This window comes from Nocardia sp. bgisy134 (genome assembly GCF_057708325.1).
Window position 1 is genome coordinate 25810 of the sequence record NZ_JBYIRW010000001.1, and the last position, 20212, is coordinate 46021.

24 protein-coding genes are annotated in these 20212 nt (G+C 70.1%); 15 read left to right on the forward strand and 9 right to left on the reverse strand.

The features are described 5' to 3' along the window. Positions 1-68 precede the first annotated feature (68 nt). The 4 genes from AC3ERS_RS00135 to AC3ERS_RS00150 form a co-directional block, all read right to left on the reverse strand. Positions 69-773 (reverse strand): methyltransferase domain-containing protein, encoded by a 705-nt coding sequence (locus tag AC3ERS_RS00135; RefSeq protein WP_431962145.1) that lies wholly within the window; start codon positions 771-773, stop codon positions 69-71. Between the two features lie 268 nt (positions 774-1041). Then, entirely contained in the window at positions 1042-3090 is a 2049-nt protein-coding gene (locus tag AC3ERS_RS00140; RefSeq protein ID WP_431962147.1) for an ATP-dependent DNA helicase, read from the reverse strand. Positions 3091-3122: 32 nt separating this feature from the next. After that, positions 3123-3668: a DMP19 family protein gene (locus AC3ERS_RS00145; RefSeq protein WP_431962149.1), complete on the reverse strand. Its 546-nt coding sequence runs from the start codon at positions 3666-3668 to the stop codon at positions 3123-3125. Between the two features lie 96 nt (positions 3669-3764). Next, positions 3765-4334 carry a nicotinamidase gene (locus AC3ERS_RS00150; RefSeq protein WP_431962151.1) on the reverse strand — a complete coding sequence of 190 codons (570 nt, stop codon included), beginning with the start codon at positions 4332-4334 and terminating at the stop codon, positions 3765-3767. A gap of 101 nt (positions 4335-4435) precedes the next feature. Here AC3ERS_RS00150 and AC3ERS_RS00155 point away from each other — a divergent pair, with 101 nt between their 5' ends. Then, the gene (locus tag AC3ERS_RS00155) at positions 4436-4666 is read left to right on the forward strand and encodes a hypothetical protein (RefSeq protein WP_431962153.1); all 231 of its coding nucleotides are present in this window, start codon (positions 4436-4438) and stop codon (positions 4664-4666) included. 6 nt (positions 4667-4672) lie between these two features. On the opposite strand, the gene AC3ERS_RS00160 is transcribed toward AC3ERS_RS00155, so the two are convergent. Then, entirely contained in the window at positions 4673-6004 is a 1332-nt protein-coding gene (locus AC3ERS_RS00160) for a nicotinate phosphoribosyltransferase (RefSeq protein WP_431963532.1), read from the reverse strand. 65 nt (positions 6005-6069) lie between these two features. Here AC3ERS_RS00160 and clpS point away from each other — a divergent pair, with 65 nt between their 5' ends. From clpS to rdgB, 10 genes are all read left to right on the forward strand, one after another. Then, complete coding sequence (gene clpS / locus AC3ERS_RS00165; RefSeq protein ID WP_357410159.1) at positions 6070-6390, forward strand: ATP-dependent Clp protease adapter ClpS; 321 nt, start codon at positions 6070-6072, stop codon at positions 6388-6390. 45 nt (positions 6391-6435) lie between these two features. Next, positions 6436-7005, forward strand: coding sequence for an oxidative stress transcriptional regulator AosR (gene aosR / locus AC3ERS_RS00170; protein WP_431962155.1), 570 nt, complete (start codon positions 6436-6438; stop codon positions 7003-7005). A 124-nt stretch (positions 7006-7129) separates the two neighbouring features. Next, positions 7130-8188, forward strand: a complete 1059-nt coding sequence (locus AC3ERS_RS00175) for a P1 family peptidase (protein WP_431962157.1) — start codon at positions 7130-7132, stop codon at positions 8186-8188. Positions 8189-8374: 186 nt separating this feature from the next. Further along, positions 8375-8797 carry a M67 family metallopeptidase gene (locus AC3ERS_RS00180; RefSeq protein WP_431962159.1) on the forward strand — a complete coding sequence of 141 codons (423 nt, stop codon included), beginning with the start codon at positions 8375-8377 and terminating at the stop codon, positions 8795-8797. A 35-nt stretch (positions 8798-8832) separates the two neighbouring features. Then, entirely contained in the window at positions 8833-9132 is a 300-nt protein-coding gene (locus tag AC3ERS_RS00185) for a MoaD/ThiS family protein (RefSeq protein ID WP_431962161.1), read from the forward strand. Between the two features lie 4 nt (positions 9133-9136). Continuing rightward, entirely contained in the window at positions 9137-10099 is a 963-nt protein-coding gene (locus AC3ERS_RS00190; protein ID WP_067841390.1) for a PLP-dependent cysteine synthase family protein, read from the forward strand. A gap of 104 nt (positions 10100-10203) precedes the next feature. Then, complete coding sequence (locus AC3ERS_RS00195; RefSeq protein WP_431962163.1) at positions 10204-10923, forward strand: rhomboid family intramembrane serine protease; 720 nt, start codon at positions 10204-10206, stop codon at positions 10921-10923. Positions 10924-11127: 204 nt separating this feature from the next. Beyond that, positions 11128-11892, forward strand: a complete 765-nt coding sequence (locus AC3ERS_RS00200) for a cyclic nucleotide-degrading phosphodiesterase (RefSeq protein WP_431963534.1) — start codon at positions 11128-11130, stop codon at positions 11890-11892. 55 nt (positions 11893-11947) lie between these two features. Next, positions 11948-12721 (forward strand): ribonuclease PH, encoded by a 774-nt coding sequence (gene rph, locus AC3ERS_RS00205; protein ID WP_431962165.1) that lies wholly within the window; start codon positions 11948-11950, stop codon positions 12719-12721. Continuing rightward, the gene (gene rdgB / locus AC3ERS_RS00210; protein WP_431962167.1) at positions 12721-13332 is read left to right on the forward strand and encodes an RdgB/HAM1 family non-canonical purine NTP pyrophosphatase; all 612 of its coding nucleotides are present in this window, start codon (positions 12721-12723) and stop codon (positions 13330-13332) included. Before rph ends, rdgB begins: the two co-directional genes overlap by 1 nt. A gap of 12 nt (positions 13333-13344) precedes the next feature. Here the strand turns inward: rdgB and AC3ERS_RS00215 are convergent, their stop codons facing one another. The 3 genes from AC3ERS_RS00215 to AC3ERS_RS00225 all read right to left on the reverse strand — a co-directional run bounded on the left by AC3ERS_RS00215 (position 13345) and on the right by AC3ERS_RS00225 (position 15136). Further along, complete coding sequence (locus AC3ERS_RS00215) at positions 13345-13734, reverse strand: DUF3817 domain-containing protein (protein WP_431962169.1); 390 nt, start codon at positions 13732-13734, stop codon at positions 13345-13347. Further along, the gene (locus AC3ERS_RS00220; RefSeq protein WP_431962171.1) at positions 13731-14186 is read right to left on the reverse strand and encodes a transcriptional regulator; all 456 of its coding nucleotides are present in this window, start codon (positions 14184-14186) and stop codon (positions 13731-13733) included. Before AC3ERS_RS00220 ends, AC3ERS_RS00215 begins: the two co-directional genes overlap by 4 nt. A 74-nt stretch (positions 14187-14260) precedes the next feature. Beyond that, the gene (locus tag AC3ERS_RS00225; protein WP_431962173.1) at positions 14261-15136 is read right to left on the reverse strand and encodes an oxidoreductase; all 876 of its coding nucleotides are present in this window, start codon (positions 15134-15136) and stop codon (positions 14261-14263) included. Positions 15137-15281: 145 nt separating this feature from the next. Between AC3ERS_RS00225 and AC3ERS_RS00230 the strand changes: the two genes are divergently transcribed. Beyond that, entirely contained in the window at positions 15282-15917 is a 636-nt protein-coding gene (locus AC3ERS_RS00230; RefSeq protein WP_431962175.1) for a TetR/AcrR family transcriptional regulator, read from the forward strand. A 36-nt stretch (positions 15918-15953) separates the two neighbouring features. On the opposite strand, the gene AC3ERS_RS00235 is transcribed toward AC3ERS_RS00230, so the two are convergent. Then, positions 15954-16895 (reverse strand): sigma-70 family RNA polymerase sigma factor, encoded by a 942-nt coding sequence (locus tag AC3ERS_RS00235; protein WP_431962177.1) that lies wholly within the window; start codon positions 16893-16895, stop codon positions 15954-15956. 62 nt (positions 16896-16957) lie between these two features. Here AC3ERS_RS00235 and AC3ERS_RS00240 point away from each other — a divergent pair, with 62 nt between their 5' ends. From AC3ERS_RS00240 to AC3ERS_RS00250, 3 genes are all read left to right on the forward strand, one after another. After that, positions 16958-17620 (forward strand): TetR/AcrR family transcriptional regulator, encoded by a 663-nt coding sequence (locus AC3ERS_RS00240; protein ID WP_431962179.1) that lies wholly within the window; start codon positions 16958-16960, stop codon positions 17618-17620. A gap of 69 nt (positions 17621-17689) precedes the next feature. Further along, entirely contained in the window at positions 17690-19729 is a 2040-nt protein-coding gene (locus AC3ERS_RS00245) for an MDR family MFS transporter (protein ID WP_431962181.1), read from the forward strand. Positions 19730-19952: 223 nt separating this feature from the next. Next, positions 19953-20210: a S1 RNA-binding domain-containing protein gene (locus tag AC3ERS_RS00250; protein ID WP_431962183.1), complete on the forward strand. Its 258-nt coding sequence runs from the start codon at positions 19953-19955 to the stop codon at positions 20208-20210. Positions 20211-20212 lie beyond the last annotated feature (2 nt).

Genomic DNA, 20212 nt, shown 5'->3' on the forward strand with positions numbered 1-20212 from the left:
CGGCCGACCGTAGATTCAGCGAACCTCCACGGCACGAAGCGGTACGCGCCGAATCTATCGGCCGACGGTCAATTCTGGTTCGGGTAGAGGATCAGCATGCTGGTCGCCCCGCGGTGGAACTCGTAGCGCGTGGGGCGGAGTGTGGTGGGAATGCCCTTGTCGTGGAGTTTCTTTCGGAGGTGGGCGACCAGGTCGTCCTGTGGGTGACCGGTGTGGTCGACGAGGGGGTAGAGGCGGGTTTCGCCCGTGGTGACGCGGGAGAGTTCGAGCAGGGCGGCGAGGTGGAAGTCGGCGTCGAGGCGGTCGGCGTAGCTGAACAGCAGGTGGGAGCTCAGGGCGAGGTCGAAGCTGTTGTCGGGGAAGGGGAGTGCGGGGAGCTGGGCGGCGACGTAGCGGCCGGGGTTGGCGAGCAGGTCGTCGCCGAAGCGGGTGGCGGCGGTCAGCCGGATGGCGTGGTGGCGGTCCGGGTCGCCGTAGAAGTCCCAGCGATAACGGTCGTGATGTGCTCCGGCGTATGCGCTTGCGCGTTCGGTTTCGGTGCGGGCGAGCTCCCTGAGTTCGGCGGCCGGTGTGGCATAGACCGGGTCGGCGGCGGTGACCTGGACGCCGAGTTCGGCGGCTTCTGCGGCGAAACTGGCTGCGCCGCCGGGACAGTCGAGGATGCGGCCGCGCAGGTCGGCGGCGGTGAGTTCGAAGATGGCGCGATACTCGGCCAACGATCTTGCGCTGATCAGGAATTCACCGAGTGCGTCGGTTTCGGTGGGGCGCTTCATCTGGACACTGTCTCATATGCTTCTGGGGCGAGACATCCGAATTTTTGTGCCGAGGAATTGTTTCCACGATATCCCCGCGCCGCGTGCAGGGCTTGGCGCGGGGATATCACCGATACGTTCGGCGCGGGAATTGGGGTCCACCGAAGTATCGAGGCCAAACTTACTTCCAGACGGAACCAATCGCGGCCAATTGTGAGTGGTATCACAGTTTGTGTCGGTGGCGCGTGGTCCATGGACGCCGGGGTTCGGGCTCGAAGGTCGACCGCGGTCAGCTTGCGTTCGCGGTCAACCGTTTCAGCGCCTTCACGACGACCTCCGGATCGGCGGTCTCCCAGTACGGCGGGAGGGTGGCGCGCAGGTAGCCGCCATAGCGTGCGGTGGCCAACCGGGAATCGAGGATGGCGACGACGCCGCGGTCGTCCACGCTGCGCAACAGCCTGCCGGTGCCCTGGGCGAGCAGCAGCGCCGCGTGATTGGCCGCGACGGTGAGAAAGCCGTTGCCGCCTCGGGATTCGACCGCTCGCTGTCGTGCCGCGAGCAGCGGGTCGTCCGGGCGAGGGAACGGAATGCGGTCCAGGATGACCAGACTCAGCGACGGGCCCGGCACGTCGACGCCCTGCCACAGCGACAGGGTGCCGAACAGCGAGGTCTCCGGATCGTCGGCGAACTTGCGGACCAGCGCGCCCGTCGAGTCCTCGCCCTGGCACAGCACCGGGGTGTTCAACCGGTCGCGCAGCGCGTCGGTGGCGGCGCGGGCGGCGCGCATCGAGGAGAACAGGCCGAGGGTTCGTCCGCCCGCCGCATCGATCAGGCGCTCGATCTCGTCGAGGTAGGCGGGCGGCAGGCCGTCGCGGCCCGGCGGCGGCAGATGCTTGGCGACGTAGAGGATGCCCGACTTGGCGTGGTCGAAGGGGGAGCCGACGTCGAGCGAACTCCAGCGCACGGTCTCGGTGTCCGAGGGCGCCTGCGCGCCGTTGGCGGTCCCGGTGTCGGGGCGGTTCGCGGACTGCGCGGGCAGGCCCCAGGTGACCGCGAGTCCGTCGAAGGATCCGCCGATCTGCAGGGTGGCCGAGGTGAGCACCACGGTGGCGGTGCCGAACAGCCGCGAGCGCAGCAGTCCGCCGACCGAGAGCGGCGCCATGCGCAGCGTCTTGCGCGGCACGCCGCCGCGCGCGTCCTCGGCCGCCAGCCAGATGACGTCGCGCCGGGACGCCGGATCGGGTTCGTCGAATGCGGTGAGCGCGCGGACGGCGCTGTCGTGTATTTCATCGATCGCGGCCAGCGCCTGCGTGCGAGCGGCCGCGGTTTCCGGATCACCCTGCGGGTTGCTGCTGCCGGGCGGCGCGAGTTCGGTGCGCGCGTTCCACGCGGCGTCGCGCACCAGGGCCAGCGCCTGGGCGACACCGTCGGGCATGACGTCCCAGCGGGCGGGCGGCAGTTCGTCGAGGATCTGATGCCAGGCCTCCGCCGCGCCCTCCAGCCGATCCACCTCGCGCTCGTCGACGAGCTTGGCGCAGCGGCGGGCGGCGGCGCTGATCGCGGACGGCGCCAGTTCGGCGGTGGCCACGCCGGTGACCCGGTCGACCAGTTCGTGCGCTTCGTCGATCACCACGACATCGTGTTCGGGTAGCACCTGGATGCCGCTGATGGCATCGATGGCGAGCAGGGCGTGGTTGGTCACCACCACGTCGGCCTGGGCCGACTCGGCGCGGGCGCGCTCGGCGTAGCAGTCCTGCCCGAACGGGCAGCGCGATTTGCCGAGGCACTCCCGGGAGGACACGCTGACCTGACGCCAGGCGCGGTCGGTGACGCCGGGCGCGAGCTCGTCGCGGTCGCCGGTCTCGGTGTTGGAGGCCCAGTCGTTCAGGCGCTGCACCTCGCGCCCGAGGCGGGAGATCGCGAACGCGTCGAACAGCTCGGCCTCGGCGGGCTCGTCAGGAATAGCGCTGTTGATCTTGTTCAGGCACAGATAGTTGTTGCGGCCCTTGAGGATCGCGAAGCGGGCCGGGCGGCCGAGCGGCTTGGCCAGCGCCTCGGCGAGGCGGGGCAGGTCGCGGTCGACCAGCTGACGCTGGAGCGCGATCGTCGCGGTCGACACCACCACCGTGCGCCCGGTGCGCACCGCGTGCCGCAGGCTCGGCACCAGGTAGGCCAGCGACTTGCCGGTACCGGTCCCGGCCTGCACGGCCAGGTGCTCCTTGGTGTCGATCGCGTGGTCGACGGCCGACGCCATCGTCACCTGCCCGGAGCGCTCCTTACCGCCCAGCGCGTGCACGGCGGTGGCCAAAAGATCGGAGACTGGGGGCAGTTCGGGCACGCGTGCAGCCTACTGCGCGCCACCGACACGGTTCACCGGTCGGGCCGGACGAAGTCGTCGAGGTTGGCGCGCGCGTACTCCAGCACGCGCCGCTGGAAATCGGCGGGCTCGTTGGCGTCGTAGAGCGCGTCCGCGCGGTTCTTCCGCGTGTTGTCCGGCGGCTGCCTGATCCGGTCGGGGTTGTCGAGCACGGCGTACTCGTCGTCCCAGAGCCGATCCAGGTCGGCATTGTCGTGCGATTCCGCCAGCGCCTCGTATCCGGCGACCACCACCGCGGCGGCCAGCTGTGGCATCCCCGCGGCCCGCAGCGCGCCGGGCAGCCAGGGGAGTTCGTCGGCTCGCCGGGTGAGGTAGCGGCCGAAGCCCTCGCCGCCGACGTGGTCGTTCAGCGCTGCCAGCACCATGAGATTGGCGAAGGCGGGCGGCAGGGCGGTGCGGCGGCGGACCGGGTCGGCGCGCAGCTCTTCGGTCGCCGGATTGGACCAGAAGACGATGTCCGCCGCGCGGTCGATGTCCTCGGCGTCGGCCAGCGCCCTGGCGACGGCGGCGCGGGCGCTCGCCGGAAATCTGTAGTCCACGGTGGTGGACCTTAACGGGCCGGTCCGTCCGCGGCCCAGTGCGATCGGCCGACCTCGGGCGGGCCGGGACAGGTACGCACGGACCTCGCGCAGCGCCTAGCGGCCGGGCAGTTCGCCGGCGAGCTCGACGCCCGCGGCCTCGAGTTCACCGAGCGCCTTCGCGGTCGTCGCCTGCGCCACGCCCGCGGTCAGGCCGAGCAGCACGCGCGTCTCGAATCCGGCCGCTCTGGCGTCCAGCGCGGTGGCGCGCACGCAGTGATCGGTGGCGATGCCGACGACGTCGACCGTGTCGATATCGCGCTCGCGCAGCCACTCGGCGAGGTCGGTCCCGTCGGCGGCCGCGCCCTCGAAACCCGAATAGGCGGCGCTGTATTCGCCCTTGGAGAAGATCTCGTGGATCGGCGCGGTGTCCAGGTTCGGGTGGAAATCGGCGCCCGGGGTGCCGACGCGGCAGTGCGGGGGCCAGCTGTCCACGTAGTCCGGCTCGGTCGAGAAGTGCGCGCCGGGATCGACGTGGTAGTCGCGAGTGGCCACGACGGCGGCGTAGTCACCGGCGGTCACGTGCTCGCTGATGCGGCGTGCGACCGCGGCGCCCCCGTCGACCGCGAGCGAACCGCCTTCGCAGAAATCGTTCTGCACGTCGACGATGATCAACGCCCGATTCATCTCATGACACCTTCCGGGTGATGTAAACGAAGATTACCCCGCCGGTGATTACCTCTTGCCGCTCTGTTGTCCGGGCGGATCGGTTCGACAGGGAGGTGGATATGAGTCCTGCGGCGAAGTTGGCGACCGGGGTTTCTCTCGGTACGGCGGCGGGCTTCACCGGGTTCTCGCTGGCGCTGCGCGCGTCCGACGGCGAGTGGCCCGCGGGTGCCGAGTGGTTCTCGGTGGTGATCAGCGGAGTGGTGGTCGGCGTGATCGCACTGCTGGTCGTCTTGGCCCTGGTCGCTTTCACGGGCATCGGGCGACCCGGTGGCAGCCCCTCCGGGAAATGACGGCGGTCAGCTCACGAATGTCGTCGGGATCGCGGGCTCCCCGTCGGAAAGCTTGAGACCCTCCCACGGCAGGCTGACCAGCCCGCGCGCGACCAGCCCCCGGCTCTCGGCCAAGGTCGGAAGTCCGTCCAGCGCTTTGCCGTCGCGCATCAGCGGGACCGACAGCGGGCGGGGCTGGAAGCCGTCGCTCGCGGGCTCGGGGCCTGCCGCGAGGTAGACGATCTCCTCGACGACGGTGCCGGTGTCGCGCGCCAGCCGCACCGCCTTCTTCGCGCCGCCGCGAGATTCCTTGTGGCTGCTGCGCTTGGCGACCGGCAGTCCGTCCACCTCCACCAGTTTGAAGACCATGCCCGCCGTCGGCGCGCCGGACCCGGTGACCAGTGCGGTGCCGACGCCGTACACGTCGACCGGGTCGGCGTGCAGCGCGGCGATCGAGTACTCGTCCAGGTCGCCCGAGACCACGATGCGGGTCTTCGTCGCGCCGAGTCCGTCGAGTTGCGCGCGCACCTGCCTGGCCAGCACCCCGAGGTCGCCGGAATCGATGCGCACCCCGCCGAGTTCGGTGCCCGCGACCTCGATCGCGGTGGCCACGCCCTGGGCGATGTCGAAGGTGTCGACCAGCAGGGTGGTGCCGACGCCGAGCGTCTCGACCTGGCCGCGGAAGGCCGCGGCCTCGTGCGCGCCGTCGGCGGCGCTGTGCAGCAGCGTGAAGGCGTGCGCGCTGGTGCCCGCGCCCGGCACGCCGTAGGTGCGCACCGCCTCCAGATTCGAGGTGGCGTCGAAGCCCGCGAGGTAGGCGGCCCGCGATGCCGAGGGCGCGGCCAGTTCGTGGGCGCGCCGCGAGCCCATCTCGATCATCCGGCGGCCCGCGGCGGCGCTCACCATGCGTGCCGCGGCCGAGGCGATCGCGCTGTCGTGGTTGAGGATCGACAGGATCAGCGTCTCCAGCACGACGCACTCGGCGAAGCTGCCGCGCACCGAAAGGATCGGGGAGCCAGGGAAGTACAGCTCCCCTTCGGCGTAGCCGTCGATCGCGCCGGTGAAGCGGTAGTCGCGCAGCCAGTCCAGGGTGCGGTCGTCCAGGAATTCGGCGACGATCGCCAGCTCCTTTGCACCGAAACGGAAGTTCGCCAGCGCGTCGAGCAATCGGCCTGTTCCGGCGACGACACCGTACCGGCGACCATGTGGCAACCGCCTGGCGAAGACCTCGAACGTGCACGTGCGATGCGCGGAGCCGTCGGCGAGCGCGGCCGCCAGCATGGTCAGTTCGTACTGGTCGGTCAGCAGCGCGGTGCTGGCGATCCCGTGGTGGTGCTCCACATCGGCCACTGTAGCCAGCGGGACTCGCGGGGCTGCCGTGCACGGGTGTTGTATCTCCGGAGGCGAGTCGTACCCTGGACGTTATGAGCTTGTGCGAAACGAGAACGACACTGTCGGCGGCACAGGCGACCCCGGAAGCGGTCGAGTACACCGAGATCCTGGAGGCGGAGGACCGTCCGTGGGTAACTGTGGTGTGGGACGACCCGGTCAATCTCATGCACTACGTGGCCTACATCTTTCAGAAGCTCTTCGGCTACAGCAAAGCCAAGGCGACCGAATTGATGCTGCAGGTACACAACGAAGGAAAGGCCGTGGTGTCGTCCGGCTCGCGCGACAAGATGGAGCACGACGTCCGCAGGCTGCACGCCGCGGGCTTGTGGGCGACCATGCAACGGGACGACTGATCGGTACGACTACCCTGGCGCTCGTGCGTGAATGGAGCAGGCTCCGTGCGTAAGTGGAGCCGGAAGAACTCGCTGAGCGGCCTCAAATTGCGGTCCGAGATGGACGCAAGGGAGGCCGGAGTCCTGCGCTCCCTGGTCGGCGCCGTGTCCGGGCTGCTCACCGAGCGGTCGCGGTCCGCGCCCGAGGACGAGCTCGCCGCGCTCACCGGCCTGCGCACCGGCAACACCTCCCCGCCGGACGATCCGCGACTGCTGCGGCTGCTGCCGGACTTCCATCGCGCCGAGCCCGGTTCCCCCGACGCCGAGCGCGCGGGCCTGAACAGCGCCCTGCGCGGCCTGCACGAGCCGGAGATCATCGACAGCAAGCTCGCCGCGGGCGCCGTGGTGCTCGACACCGTCCCGCCGGACGGCGGCAAGATCGTGCTCACCCCGGAACAGGCCGACGCCTGGCTCGCCGCGCTCACCGATGTCCGCCTGGCGCTGGGCACGGTGCTCGAGATCGACGCCGACACGCCCGACCATCTCGATCCCGACGATCCGCGCGGTCCGCACCTGGACGTCTACCACTGGCTGACCTGGATGCAGGACACGCTGCTGCAAGCGCTCGCGCCCTGACCGAAGCCGAACGATGCCGCCGCCCGCCCGGCGACGGGTCGCCCGTGCGTTCCGGTACCGAGTCCGATCGCACGACCGGGCGCAGAATGAAGCGGGTCGTCCCGCAACCTCTGGAGGGCAGCGCATGAACGCAGTGCCGGGTCCACGCGATTCGCTCACCGACGTCGCCGGTCTGCTCGTCGGGCACCATCACGCCCTCGATCCCGACGCCACCCTCGGTTCGGGCGCCGCCACCGGCTGCACCGTGGTACGGGCACCGGGCGGCGCGGTCGCCTCGGTCGACGTGCGCGGTGGCGGGCCAGGCACCCGCGAGACCGATCTGCTCGACCCGGCCAACACCGTTCGCCAGGTCCATTCGATCCTGCTGACCGGCGGCAGCGCGTACGGCCTCGCCGCCGCCGACGGTGTCATGCGCTGGCTGGAGGAGCAGGGCGAAGGCATACCGATGGACCCCGAGGACGCCGACCGGGTGGTGCCGATCGTGCCGGGCGCGGTGATCTTCGATCTGCCGGTCGGCGACTGGGACGTGCGGCCCACCGCCGAATTCGGCTACCGTGCCGCCGCGGCCGCAGCCGCCGATTTCGAGCGCGGCTCGGTCGGCGCGGGCGTCGGAGCGCGCGCCGGATCGATCAAGGGCGGCGTGGGCAGTGCGAGCCTCGTGCTCGGTGAAGGACCTGCCGCGGGCGTCACCGTGGCCGCGCTGGTGGTGGCCAACCCGGTCGGGTCGGTGTTCGATCCGCGCACCGGTCTGCCGTGGGGAGCGGGCACCGACGGACCCGATCGGTTCGGGCTGCGACCGGCCGATCCGGAGCGCTTGGCCCGCGCCAACACGTTGCCCGTCAAGGGCACCGTCCTCAACACCACGATCGGCGTGGTCGCCACCGACGCGCCGCTCGATCCGTCCGCCTGCCGCCGGATGGCGGCCACCGCGCACGACGGCCTCGCCCGTGCGGTACGCCCCGCGCACTCGCCACTCGACGGCGACACCCTGTTCGCCTTGGCCACCGGCACCGCCAGGCCCGCGCCCGTTCCGCTGCCGCCCGCCTTCCCGGACGACCTGCTGCTCCTCGACGCCCTCTGCACCGCGGCCGCCCTCTGCGTCGAACGCGCCATCGTCGACGCCGTCCTCGCCGCCACCCCGGTCGCCGCCATCCCCACCTACACCGACCTCTTCCTGGACTGACCCCACACCTTTCGCGCTAGCGCACACCGACTCGCCGCGCGACACGCCGAGACGGTGACCGGAAACTGCGTGCCGACGAATCCGGGAAACCGGGACCGGAGAGTGGAACGGGGGGAATAGGCGAATAGGCTGGCTCGTTGTCGGCTGTGGATCAGGTCGGCGAAGGTATGCGGAAGGGTTCTACTCGTGTTGGTGATCAGAGCCGACCTCGTGGAGGCGATGGTGGCGCACGCGCGCGCCGACCACCCGGACGAGGCCTGCGGGGTCATCGCGGGTCCGGAGGGCTCCGATCGGCCGGAGCGGTTCGTCGCGATGGTCAATGCCGAACGCTCCCCGACCTTCTACCGCTTCGATTCCGGCGAACAGCTGAAGGTGTGGCGCGAGATGGACGCGGCCGACGAGGAGCCGGTGGTGATCTACCACTCGCACACCGCCACCGAGGCCTACCCCAGCCGCACGGACATCTCCTACGCGTCCGAGCCCAACGCGCACTACGTGCTGGTCTCGACCCGCGACCCCGAACAGCACGAGCTGCGCAGCTACCGGATCCTCGACGGCGAGGTCACCGAGGAGCCGGTGCGGATCGTCGCCGCCTACGAGACCGCCTGACCCCGAGCCCTGACGAGAACCACCGAGGAGTACCCATGTCGGTAACCGTGTCCATCCCGACCATCATGCGCGGCCTCACCGGAGGCGAGAAGCGCGTGCAGGCCGAGGGCGAGACGCTGTCCGCGCTGATCCAGAACCTCGACGCCAACCACCCCGGGCTGGCCGAGCGGCTGCTCAAGGACGGCAAGCTGAACCGCTTCGTCAACATCTACGTCGACGACGAGGACGTGCGCTTCGCGGGCGGTCTGGCCGCCGAGGTGCCCGCGGGCGCGAGCGTCACCATCCTGCCCGCGGTCGCCGGTGGCGCGCGGACGCACGTCGACGGGATTCGCTGATTCCGTGGCGCGCTACGAATCGCTGATCGCGACCCTCGGTAACACCCCGCTGGTCGGCCTGCGCACGCTGTCCCCGCAGTGGGACGGCGAGAACCACGTGCGGCTGTGGGCCAAGCTGGAGGACCGCAACCCCACCGGGTCGATCAAGGACCGGCCCGCTCTGCGCATGATCGAACAGGCCGAGGCCGACGGTCTGCTGCGGCCGGGTTGCACCATCCTCGAGCCCACCAGCGGCAACACCGGTATCTCGCTGGCCATGGCCGCCAAGCTCAAGGGCTACCGGCTGGTGTGCGTGATGCCGGAGAACACCTCGGTGGAGCGACGTCAGCTGCTCACCATGTTCGGCGCGGAGATCATCGATTCGCCCGCCGCGGGCGGCTCCAACCAGGCGGTGGCCAAGGCCAAGGAGATCGCCGCGGCCAACCCCGACTGGGTGATGCTCTACCAGTACGGCAACCCCGCCAACGCGCTCGCGCACTACGAGGGGACCGGTCCCGAACTGCTCGCCGATCTGCCCGAGATCACGCACTTCGTCGCGGGACTCGGGACCACCGGCACGCTGATGGGCACCGGGCGCTTCCTGCGCGAGAAGGTCCCGAACATCGAAATCGTCGCGGCCGAACCGCGATACGGCGAACTCGTCTACGGTCTGCGCAACATCGACGAGGGCTTCATCCCCGAGCTGTACGACGAGTCGGTGCTGACCTCCCGCTTCTCCGTCGGTCCGTTCGACGCGGTCAAGCGCACTCGCGAACTGGTGCTCGAGGAGGGCATCTTCGCGGGCATCTCGACCGGAGCCATCCTGCACGCGGCGCTCGGCGTGGCGCGCAAGGCGGTCAAGGCGGGCACGCGGGCCGATATCGCGTTCGTGGTGGCCGACGGCGGCTGGAAGTACCTGTCGACCGGTGCCTACGACGGAACGCTCGAAGAGGCGGAGGAGCGGCTGGAAGGCCAGCTCTGGGCGTGAGCGCCGCGGCGCCGGGTGCGTGACCCGGCGCCGTGTCGGCCGGGGCGGCGACTCGGGATCGGTACGCTCGAAGGACGAGCTGTGGCATCGATCAGGAGGTTGCCATGACCGGCGGACTCGGGCCCTCGTTCGACCCGGATCGGATCGCGGCCTTGCGGGCGCAGTGGGGGACGCCGCGCTCGGTAACGCCCGGTGCGGCGCCGCCGGGCTCGAAGCCCGTGCCGCGTCCGGGCAATGCCGGGGCGGTCAGGCAGTTGTGGCTGCGCGCCGGGGTGCTGATCACCGGATTTGTGCTGCTGCTGTACGCCATCGAAGGCTTCGACGCCATCGACAGCCGCGAGCTCGATCGCGCGGGTATCGAACCGCGCGAGGCGGACGGGTTGTGGGGCATTCTCTGGGCTCCGCTGCTGCACAGCGGCTGGGAGCATCTGATCGGCAACACGCTGCCGGTGCTCGTCCTCGGGTTCCTCGTCCTGGCGGCGGGGATCGGGCGCGGCTTGGCGGCCACCGCGATCATCTGGGTGCTTGCCGGGCTCGGCACCTGGCTCACCGGGGGCGACGGCACCGTGCACGTCGGGGCCTCCTCGCTGGTCTTCGGGTGGCTCACCTTCCTCATCCTGCGCGGCTGGTTCACCAAGCAGATCGGACAGATCGTGCTCGGGTTCGTCGTCCTGGTGCTGTACGGCTCGCTGCTCTGGGGCGTGCTGCCCGGCCAGAACGGAATCTCTTGGCAGGGCCACCTTTTCGGTGCGATCGGCGGTGTCGTCGCGGCGTGGCTGCTCGCCCCGAGGCAACGGCGCGCGCCCGAGCCGACACCCGCCTGAGGCCGCCCGGAATCTCTTGGCCGGGGGATGATTTCGCGGGTGGCGCATGAGTCGCCCGGCGGCTGGGTACGCTCTGCTAATGGACGTCGACGCCGTTGGAAGGATCGAGCGGGGATCCTGGGCGCACCACGGTGCGAGTGCAACCCGTCGGAGATTTGGGGGGATCGTTTCGTGACCGAGAATTCGTCGTGGCAGCATGAGGGCATGCGCCTTACCGTCCTCGGGTGCTCGGGCAGTGTGTCCGGCCCGGACTCCCCAGCGTCGGGATACCTGCTGAGCGGCCCGGATATGAATCCGACCGTCATCGATTTCGGTCCGGGTGTGCTCGGCGCGCTGCAGCGCTACGCCGACCCCGGCGAGGTCGACGTCTTCCTCACCCACCTGCACGCGGATCACTGCCTCGACCTGCCCGGTCTGCTGGTGTGGCGGCGCTACCACCCCACCCCGCCGGTCGGGCGGGCCATCGTGCGCGGGCCCTCGGACGCCGCGCTGCGCATCGGCAACGCCTCGGCCGAGATCGGCGGCGAATGCGACGACTGGTCCGACGTGATCGACATGCGGCAGTGGGCCGAGGGCGAGCAGATCGAGTTCGGCCCTGGCCACACGGTCGTGGCGCGGCGGATGTACCACCCGCCGGAGTCCTACGGTCTGCGCATCACCACCAAGGCGGGCCGCACCTTCGTCTACACCGGCGACACCGCGATGTGCGACGCCGTACAGGAGCTCGCCCAGGGCGCCGACATCCTGATGGCGGAGGCGTCGTGGACCCACGATCCGGCGAATCGTCCGCCCGGCATCCACCTTTCGGGCACCGAGGCGGGCCAGATCGCGGCCCGCGCCGGCGTGAAGGAACTGCTGCTGACCCACATTCCGCCGTGGACCTCGCGCGAGGACGTCATCGCCGAGGCCAAGGCCGAGTTCACCGGCCCGGTGCACGCCGTCGCGCCGGGGGAGAGCTTCGAGATCTGACGGGTCGCCGGGGTTGCGGTCGGACCGCGCCGGGCACGTCCACTAGGCTGGCCTCGTGTCGAGACGAGCCGATGGCAGGGCGGACGATGAACTCCGCGAGGTACGGATCACCCGTGGATTCACCACGCATCCAGCCGGTTCGGTGCTGGTGGAGTTCGGTCAGACGCGGGTGATGTGCACGGCCAGTGTGACCGAGGGCGTGCCGCCGTGGCGGCGCGATTCCGGACTCGGCTGGCTCACCGCCGAATACGCGATGCTGCCCGCGGCCACCCACACCCGCTCCGGCCGGGAGTCGGTGAAGGGCAAGGTCGGTGGGCGCACCCAGGAGATCAGCAGGCTGATCGGCCGCTCGCTGCGCGCCTGCATCGATCTCGCGGCCATCGGCGAGAACACCATCGCCATCGACTGCGACGTGCTCCAGGCCGACGGCGGCACCCGCACCGCGGCCATCACCGGCGCGTACGTGGCGCTCTCCGACGCGGTGACCTGGCTCGGCGCCTCCGGCAGGCTGGCCGACCCGCAGCCCATCTCGTGCGCGATCGCCGCGGTGAGCGTCGGCGTCGTCGACGGCCGGGTGCGGCTCGACCTACCCTACGAGGAGGATTCGCGCGCGGAGGTCGACATGAACGTGGTCGCCACCGACACCGGAACCCTGGTCGAGATCCAGGGCACCGGCGAGGGCGCCACCTTCCCACGCTCCACCCTGGACAAGCTCCTCGACTCCGCGCTTGCCGGATGCGAGCAGCTGTTCACGGTGCAGAAGGAGGCGCTGGCGCTGCCGTACCCCGGAGTGCTGCCGGACCCCGTCGAGACGTCGAAGAAGAAGTGATGAGCCGCCGCGTCCTGGTCGCCAGCCGCAATGCCAAGAAACTGAAGGAACTGCGCCGCATTCTCGACGAGGCGGGCGTCGCGGGGGTGGAGATCGTCGGTCTGGACGACGTGCCCCCCTACGACGAGGCGCCCGAGACCGGAGCGACCTTCGAAGAGAACGCGCTCGCCAAGGCTCGAGACGGCGCTGCGGCGACCGGATTGCCTTGTGTCGCAGACGATTCCGGTATCGAGGTGGACGCGCTGAACGGCATGCCCGGCGTGCTCTCGGCCCGCTGGGCTGGGCGGCACGGCGAGGATGCCGCCAACAACGCGCTACTGCTCGCCCAGCTCACCGATGTTCCCGACGAGCGGCGCGGTGCGCGCTTCGTCTCGACCTGCGCGCTGGTGGCGCCCGATGGCGCGGAACTCGTGGTGCGCGGCGAGTGGCCCGGCGTCATCGCCCGGAAACCGGTGGGGGAGGGCGGTTTCGGTTACGACCCGCTGTTCGTGCCGGAGGGCGGCGAGGTCTCGGCCGCCCAGCTCACGCCCGCCGAGAAGGACGCCGCCTCGCATCGCGGCCGCGCGCTGCGGCAGCTGCTGCCCGCGCTGACCGAGCTCGCCGAGGGCTGACGCCCGCGCGGCTCAGACGCCGAAGTCGTTCTTGACCTGCTTGGCGTTGGTGTGCTCGACGAAGAACGACAGCAGCGGGACGGTGCCCGCGATGAGGGTGCCGACGGTGCGGCCGATCGGCCAGCGCACCTTGACCGCGAGGTCGGCGGTGGCGATCAGGTAGATGAAGTACACCCAGCCGTGCACGACCGCGATCCAGCTCGGCGTGCTCGCGCCGAAGCCGTACTTGGCGATCATCTCGCCGGTGAGCAGCAGCAGCCACAGGCCGGTGGTCCAGGCGAGCACCCGGTAGCGCAGCAGGGCCGAGGCGATCTTGGCGGTGTTCGCCGCCTTGGTGAGCGTGGGCGCGGGCGCGGCCTGCGGCTCGGTGGCGACGGTGGTCTCGTTCTCGCTGGCGCTCAACCGGCGCTCCTCTCGGTGTTGCGGGTGTCCAGGCCCGCCCGGCGAACCCGGTCGTCGAGCTCGTTGGCGTTGAGCGCGGCCAGGTACTTGTTGTATTCGGCGAGCACCGGGTCGTCGTCGCGCGCGGCTTTGGGTCGCTCGGGCAGGATGCCCGCCGGAATCTCGCGCGGCGCGGTCTTGGGGGCGGCTTCGGTCCGCTGCGGCGCGGGGCCCTGCGTGTGCTGGTCTTCGGCCTCGGTCTCCAGCCGCACGAACCGGAAATAGGCGAATACCGCGAACCCGGCGAACAACGGCCACTGCAGCGCGTACCCGAGATTCTGGCCGGTGCCGCTGGACGACTCGAATCGCTCCCACTGCCACCAGCCCAGCGCCAGACAGGCCAGGGCGGCCACGATCACCAGCACGATAAGGGCTGGGCGATTGTGTGCCGAGCGGCGGGGAGAAGCGGACACGCCTACTACGGTACCTGTCTACTACAGGGTGCGTAGGAGCAGGTCGGCCTCGGCTCTCCCCGCCGCGAGCACGGTCAGAACTTGTACGTGATCCCGGTCATCCGCTCCGATTCCGACCACAGCCGCCGCTGTAATTCGGGGTTCTTCGAGAGCCTGGTCGACGGCGAGGGCCGGACGGGTCCCTGGGTGCCGAACAGCCGGGTCGGACCCCAGTAGATGTCGGGATCGGCGTCGGGCATGGTGGCGGCGAACAGCGTCGAGTGCGCGGCCTTCGCCGGGGCGTGCCCGATCAGGCGGATGAACGGTTTGCTGACCCGGTCGAGCGGGGTCTCCGTCCTGGCGAACAGATCGGTGGCCGAGACACCGGGGTGCACGGCGTACGAGCGCTTCTTCGAGCCGGACTCGGCCAGGCGGCGCTGGAGCTCCCGCGCGAACATCAGGTTCGCCAGCTTGGCCTGCGCGTAGGCGAGATTGCGCTGGTAGCGGCGGTTCTCGTAGTTGAGGTCGTCGATCCACAGCTTCGGGGTCTGCTTGTGCGCGATGCTGGCGAGCGTGACCACCCGGTCGCGGACACGGTCGAGCAGCAGGCCGGTCAGCGCGAAGTGGCCGAGATGGTTGACGCCGAACTGGGTCTCGAAGCCGTCCGCGGTCCGGGAGAAGGGGATGTTCATCAGGCCCGCGTTGTTGACGAGCACGTCGAACTCGCCGGACTGTTCGGCGAACGCGCGCACCGAGGTCAGGTCGGCGAGGTCGAGCGCGGCGACCCGCACGTCACCGGGGATCTCGGCCGCCACCTCCTTCGCTTTCGCGGCGTTGCGGCAGGCCATGACGACGGTCGCGCCCTTGGCGGCCAGCACCTTGGTGGTCTCCGCGCCGAGGCCGCCGTTGGCGCCGGTGATGACATAAGTGCGCCCGGTCTGGTCCGGGATTTCGGTAGGTTTCCACGCCATGCGGCAACCTTACTCCGGAGTAAGTTTTGTGGGAAGGAAGCGCGCCAGGGTCGCCGCGTCGATGTCGGCCCAGACAGTTCTTGCTACCGGTCCGTAGCGGGATTCGGTGACCTTACCCCGCCATGACGTTCGATACGGTGAAGGCGTGACAACCACGGTGGGGAGGCAATACGGCGGGCGCGCCGTAGCCGAGCGCAAGGCGGAACGGCGGCTGCGCTTCCTGGAGGCGGCGACGCGCCTCTTCGCCGAACGCGGGTACACGGAGTGCTCGCTCGCCGACGTGTGCGCGGCCGCCGGACTGTCCAAGCGTCAGTTCTACGAGGAGTTCGACACCAGGGAGGACGTGCTCGTCGCAGCCTACGACCGCATTCAGGACGACGCGGTCACCGCGGTGGGCGGCGCCCTCGCCGTGCTCGATCCCCGGCTGGACGCGAGCGCTGCGATGACGGCCGTGCTCACCGCCTACCTCGGCTCGCTCGGCGCCGATCCGTACCGCGCCAAGGTCGCCTTCATCGAGGTGGTCGGGGTCAGCGAGCGGATGGAGCGGCATCGGCGCGAGCGCAGGCACGCTTGGGCGACCGTCCTCGAAACGGCGGTGGTGCCGAGGGTCGTGCCCGGCGGCCGGATTCGCGGCAGTGGTCCCAGTCTCGCGGCGAGCGCGCTCATCGGCGCGATCAACGGACTCACCCACGAGTGGCTGCTCTGCGACCCACGGCCGCCGGTGTCCGAGCTGGTGGAGCTGCTGGTTCCGGTGGCTATCGCGCTGATCGAAACCACCTGACCGGCAACGGAACCCGGCGGCCGCCGGGTCGCCGCGTCAGGCGAGCATGCCTGCCAGCCGCCGCGCGCGGTGGGGCTGGCGCAGTTTGTTCATGGCCTTCGCCTCGAGCTGACGGATCCGCTCGCGGGAGACGCCGAGCGCGGTGCCGACCTGCGCGAGTGTGCGCGCTTCGTCCCGGTCCATGCCGAAGCGCAGCAGGATCACCGCCCGCTCCCGGTCGGTGAGCGTGGCGAGCACCGCGTCGAGCCTGCCGCGGATCATGTTCGCCGCCACCACATCGGCCGGGTCGGGGGCGTCGTCCGGGATCAGGCCGCCGAACTCGGTCTCGCCGTCCCCGACGGGAGTGTGCAGCGAGATCGGCTCGCGTCCGTGCCGCAGCACCTCCTCGACCTGTGCCACCGGCAGCTCCAGCTCGGCGGCCACCTCGGCCGCGGTGGCTTCGCGACCCAGTTGCTGGGCGAGCTCGCGCCCGGTGCGGGTCACCCGGTTGAGCACGTCCACGACATGCACCGGGATGCGGATGGTCCGGCCCTGGTCGGCGATGGCGCGGCCGACGGCTTGGCGGATCCACCAGGTGGCGTACGTGGACAGCTTCAGCCCGAGCCGGTGGTCGAACTTCTCGATCGCGCGGATCAGGCCGAAGGTGCCCTCCTGCACCAGGTCGAGCAGCGACATCCCGGTGGGCGTCGGGTAGCGCTTGGCGATGGAGACCACCAATCGCAGATTGGCGCGGATCATGTGGTCCTTGGCGCAGCGTCCGTCGGCGGCGGCGCTGCGCAGCTCGCGTCGCTCGGCCGGAGTGAGTTCGATTCCGGCGGAGGTGCTTTCGTCGAGGCGCCGCTGTGCGAGCGCGCCCGCCTCGATGCGGACGGCCAGCGCCACCTCCTCGGTGGGGGTGAGCAGCGGGGTGCGGCCGATGTGGTGCAGGTAGTCCCGCACCGGATCTTCGGAGAGGGGAGCGGTGTCGAGCTGGGGCACGGGTGGTCCTTCCGGTCGAGACAAACTTAGATCAGACCCAAAAATATGTCAACTACAAAATTATGACGAGATCGGATACGCTCGCCGACATGGCCGAACAGGGACTTCGTGCGCGCAAGAAGCAGCAGACGCGCGAGAACATCTCGCACCAGGCGACGCTGCTCTTCCTGGAGCGCGGATTCGACAAGGTGACGATCGCCGAGGTGGCGGCCGCCGCCGACGTCGCCAAGATGACGGTGACCAACTACTTTCCCCGCAAGGAAGACCTCGCCCTCGACCTCGGGGAGGTCTTCGTCGACCAGCTCGCCCGCATCGTGCGTGAGCGCGCGCCGGGCGAGTCCGCGCTGGCCGCGCTGCGGCGCGCCTACCTCGCCGCCGCCGCGGACCAGGACCCGGTGGTCGGCTTCTCCGGTCTGGAGTTCGCCCGGATGATCGCCGAGAGCCCGGCGTTGACGGCGCGGCTGCGCGAGTTCCACGAAGACAGGGAGTCGGCGCTGGCCCGCGCGCTGGCCGCGGAAACCGGCGCCGCGTCCGACGACATCGCGCCGCGGGTGGCCGCGGCTCAGCTCGGCGGCGTGCACCGCGTGCTGTTCGAGGAGACCGTGCGCCGCACCCTCGCGGGGGAATCGAACGACGAGATCGCCGGAGCGCTCGCCGAATACATCCGGGTGGCCTTCGACGCGCTGGAACCAGGATTGCGGGAGTACGCGGTTCGCGCGGGCTGACGCCCGGCGGCACGTTCGCTGCCGTGTCGCTGGCCGTTCGCCGGGTGACCGTCGGACGATACTGACACGATGACCGGTGCAGTCGCTGTCGCCGAAGAATCCAGCCGGGAGCCGCTCGGCCGCGGGCGGACCAACGTCGTCTTCGCCACCATCGTGCTCGGCATGCTGATGGCCGCACTGGATCAGACCATCGTCTCCACCGCCCTGCCCACCATCGTCGCCGATCTCGGCGGCGCCGGGCACATGGCCTGGGTGGTCACCTCCTACCTGCTCGCCGAGGCGGTGGCCACGGCGCTGGCGGGCAAGCTCGGCGATTTGTTCGGACGCAAACTGATCTTCCAGCTCAGCGCGCTGATCTTCATCGCGGGCTCGATGCTGGCCGGCCTGGCCAACGGCATGCTGGTGCTGATCGTCGCCCGCGGCATCCAGGGCGTCGGCGCGGGCGGCCTGATGGTCACCTCGATGGCCCTCATCGCCGACACCATTCCGCTGCGCGAGCGCGGCAAGTACCAGGGCGCGCTCGGCGCGGTCTTCGGCGTCACCACGGTCATCGGTCCCACACTGGGCGGACTGTTCACCGACCACGCCAGCTGGCGGTGGTGCTTCTACGTCAACGTGCCCGTCGCGATCGTCATGATCGCGATGGCGGCGCGCACCATCCCGCACGTCAAGGCCGCGGCCAAGCCCGTCATCGACTACGCGGGCATCGGCCTGGTCGCGCTCGGCGTGTCCAGCCTGATCCTCGGCCTGGAGTGGGGCGGACAGGAATATCCCTGGGCCTCGTGGCAGATCATCGGCCTGTTCGTCGCGGCGGCGATCCTGCTCGCGGCGTTCGTCGCGGTGGAGTTGCGCGCCGCCGAGCCGATGCTGCCCATGAAGCTGTTCCGCAGCAACGTCTTCACCGTGTGCTCGATCCTGAGCTTCATCGTCGGGTTCGCCATGCTCGGCTCGATGACCTACCTGCCCGCGTATCTCCAATACGTGGACGGGGTTTCGGCCACCGTGTCGGGCGTGCGCACGCTGCCGCTGGTGGTCGGCCTGTTCTTCACCTCGATCCTGTCCGGTCAGGTGGTCGGGCAGACCGGGCGCTACCGGTACTTTCCGATCGCGGGCACGGCGGTGATGGCGCTCGGGCTGTATCTGATGTCGACCATGGGTCGCGACACCGGCATCTGGCAGGAATCGCTCTACATGCTGATCCTCGGTCTCGGCCTCGGTCTGACCATGCAGGTGCTGACCATCGTCGTGCAGAACACCGTGCCCTACGCCGATCTCGGCACCGCGACCTCGGGCGTCACCTTCTTCCGCACCCTCGGCAGCGCCTTCGGCACCGCGGTGTTCGGCACCCTGTACTCCGACCAGCTCACCCCGAACCTGGCCGGGGCGCTGGCCGAAGTGCGGGTGGTGCCGCCCGAGGTGGCGGCGAGCCCGGAGGCGCTGCGCGCGCTGCCGCCGGAGCAGTCCGCGCCGATCATCGACGCCTACGCCATGACCATCGACCACGTCTTCCGCTGGGTGGTGCCGGTAGCGCTGGCCGGGTTCGTGGTGGCCTGGTTCCTGAAGGAGGTGCCCTTGCGCGACAGCGCACGCGCGGGCGCTTCCGATGTGGGCGAAGGGTTTTCGGTACCCGACAACGCCGACCGTGCGGGTCTGCTGGAACGCGCCGTCGCGGTGACCATGCGCAAGGCGCGCGCCGAAGGCCCGGTGTTCCCCGCCGTCCTCGCCGACGCGCGCAGCCCGCTCAGCCGCGGTCAAGCCTGGGCGCTGGGACAGGTATACCTGCACAACAGGATTCGCGGCGTGGCCACCATGCACACCATCGCGCAGGCGCACCGGGTGCCCGACGAGGTGATCGAGCCGGTGGTGCTGAAGGTCATCGGCGCGGGCTACGTCTACGCCGACGACGGCGCACTGCACCTCACCGATTCCGGTGTCGCCGAGGTCGATCGGGTGAAGGCGGCCTGGCGCCGCTGGCTCGGCGCCCACCTCGACACCTGGGACGATCGCGACCCCGCCGATCGCGCGCTGCTCGACCAGGCACTCATGAGCGTCGCCGCCAAGCTGTTGGAAGAACACCTGGACGAGGTCGAACCCGCCGGGGTCGGCTGAACGATCACCGGTGACGGCCGTCCGGCGCAGGGCGTTCGCCGGCTTGCGCGCCGGGTTCTGTTGCCTCTAGGTTGAATTCGTGACTGCCGGGTCGGCGATACGCCGCGCACAGAAGGGTCGCCCGGTCGGCCGGTGACCCTCCGGCGGGCGCGAGGCCCGCCCCCTCCTTCGCTTTTTCCTTGTGACACAAGATTTCCCAGGGACAGCGAAAGGAGATGTACTCATGTCCCATTCCCATTTCGACCTGGACGCCTGGCATCGGTTCGCGGCCACGCACAGCGTGCAGGGCGTGCTCGAAGCCACCGTCGTCCAGATCGTGCCCTTCGGCGCGTTCTTCGAGGTCGCGCCCGGCGTGCACGGTCTACTGCATCGCAACGAATGGTCGCACTGGTCGACGGAACCGCAGGTCGGCGCGACCATGGCGGTCCGGATTCTGGCCATCGATGCCGAGCGTCATCGGGTGAGCCTGGCCGCGGCGTGACA

Excerpts from the sequence above, each read along its gene's own strand:
- AC3ERS_RS00135 (WP_431962145.1), bottom strand. The coding sequence starts at position 773 with ATGAAGCGCCCCACCGAAACCGACGCACTCGGTGAATTCCTGATCAGC.
- AC3ERS_RS00150 (WP_431962151.1), bottom strand. The coding sequence starts at position 4,334 with ATGAATCGGGCGTTGATCATCGTCGACGTGCAGAACGATTTCTGCGAA.
- AC3ERS_RS00155 (WP_431962153.1), top strand. The coding sequence starts at position 4,436 with ATGAGTCCTGCGGCGAAGTTGGCGACCGGGGTTTCTCTCGGTACGGCG.
- clpS (WP_357410159.1), top strand. The coding sequence starts at position 6,070 with ATGAGCTTGTGCGAAACGAGAACGACACTGTCGGCGGCACAGGCGACC.
- AC3ERS_RS00175 (WP_431962157.1), top strand. The coding sequence starts at position 7,130 with ATGAACGCAGTGCCGGGTCCACGCGATTCGCTCACCGACGTCGCCGGT.
- AC3ERS_RS00185 (WP_431962161.1), top strand. The coding sequence starts at position 8,833 with ATGTCGGTAACCGTGTCCATCCCGACCATCATGCGCGGCCTCACCGGA.
- AC3ERS_RS00195 (WP_431962163.1), top strand. The coding sequence starts at position 10,204 with ATGACCGGCGGACTCGGGCCCTCGTTCGACCCGGATCGGATCGCGGCC.
- AC3ERS_RS00200 (WP_431963534.1), top strand. The coding sequence starts at position 11,128 with ATGCGCCTTACCGTCCTCGGGTGCTCGGGCAGTGTGTCCGGCCCGGAC.
- rdgB (WP_431962167.1), top strand. The coding sequence starts at position 12,721 with ATGAGCCGCCGCGTCCTGGTCGCCAGCCGCAATGCCAAGAAACTGAAG.
- AC3ERS_RS00225 (WP_431962173.1), bottom strand. The coding sequence starts at position 15,136 with ATGGCGTGGAAACCTACCGAAATCCCGGACCAGACCGGGCGCACTTAT.
- AC3ERS_RS00240 (WP_431962179.1), top strand. The coding sequence starts at position 16,958 with ATGACGAGATCGGATACGCTCGCCGACATGGCCGAACAGGGACTTCGT.
- AC3ERS_RS00245 (WP_431962181.1), top strand. The coding sequence starts at position 17,690 with ATGACCGGTGCAGTCGCTGTCGCCGAAGAATCCAGCCGGGAGCCGCTC.
- AC3ERS_RS00250 (WP_431962183.1), top strand. The coding sequence starts at position 19,953 with ATGTCCCATTCCCATTTCGACCTGGACGCCTGGCATCGGTTCGCGGCC.